The 1,235-nt window shown below is 65.7% G+C and carries 1 protein-coding gene; it reads right to left on the bottom strand.

Features of this window, described 5'->3' with window-relative positions:
• On the bottom strand, positions 1-1,054 hold a 1,054-nt coding region (locus ACGG9C_RS17005), incomplete at its 3' end, for an IS30 family transposase (RefSeq protein WP_390178950.1).
• Positions 1,055-1,235 lie beyond the last annotated feature (181 nt).

Raw genomic sequence — 1,235 nt, 5'->3', positions numbered from 1 at the left:
GGGCTTCGGCGGGTGTGGCCCAGTTCAGGGTCTTTCGGGGTCTGGCGTTGAGTTGCGCGGCGACGTAGTCGAGGTAGTCGGCGGTGTAGCCAGCGAGGTCGGTGCCCTTGGGGAAGTACTGTCTGAGGAGGCCGTTGGTGTTCTCGTTGCTGCCGCGTTGCCAGGGTGAGTGGGGGTCGCAGAAGAACACCCCGTCGCGCAAGTCCAGGCTGGCTGTTACGCGTTCATGGGCGGCCATTTCGCTTCCTTGGTCCCAGGTGATCGAGCGGCGCAGATGCTCGGGGAGCAGTGTCATCTGGGTGATCATCTGGTCGGCGACTGTCTCAGCGTCACGACGGTGGGGCAGGTGCAGCAGGATTACGAACCGGGTGGCGCGTTCGACCAGGGTGCCGATCTGGGATAGACCGTCCTTCCCGATGATCAGGTCGCCTTCCCAGTGGCCGGGAACGGCACGGTCATCGACTTCTGCTGGCCGGTCGCTGATCATCACCATCCCGGGGATCTTTTTCCCCGAAGCTGCAGCAGCCTGCCGTTGCGTGCGGGCGCGGGGCTTGCGGGTCGTGCGTCCGGAACGCAGGTGGCGGGTCAGTTCGTTGCGGAGCTCGCCCCGGCCCTGCACGAACAGAGACCGGTAGATCGCCTCATGCGAAATGCGCATGCCTTCATCATCGGGGAAGTCCACCCTCAGCCGGTGACTGACCTGCTCCGGTGAACACCCCAGCCTCAGGCGCCGCTCCACCTCGACCCGCAACCGGTCATCCAGCGCGAGTTTGGAGGGCTTCGGGCGCACCATCCGCTTGTCCGCTCGGAACTGCGCGGTCGACGGTGAATACGACGGCGCCCGCAACGCGGGACGTGTGGTCCAGCGAGGTCGATAGCGGGGCGTCTTGCCCCGGTTCCGGTTCAGCTCCCGCATCACCGTCGATGGGGCACGGCCGATCACGCGAGCGATCTCCCGTATCGACTCCCCACGCGCTACCCCTACCGCAATCCGCTCACGATCAAGGATCGAGAGGAATCGACCCGATGGTTCAGAAAGAGACAGCGGCGCCATCCCGCCAGCATCCCGGAACCACCTCTCCGCACCCTGCCGCGACGCACCCGCAGCAACCGCCGCATCCTTCGTCGACAACCCCGCCGCGATCCCACACCAGAACCGCCGCCTCACCACCCGCAACACCACCACCCGACAACCCCTCTCACTCGAGGTGTTGCACTGACCCCCTGAACTCACC

Origin of the sequence: Microbacterium sp. MTN4-26 (assembly GCF_042846595.1) — a bacterium.
GTDB classification, from domain to species: domain Bacteria; phylum Actinomycetota; class Actinomycetes; order Actinomycetales; family Microbacteriaceae; genus Microbacterium; species Microbacterium luteum.
Note: the sequence above shows the minus strand (reverse complement) of the source record. Positions and strands in the feature narration are given on the sequence as shown.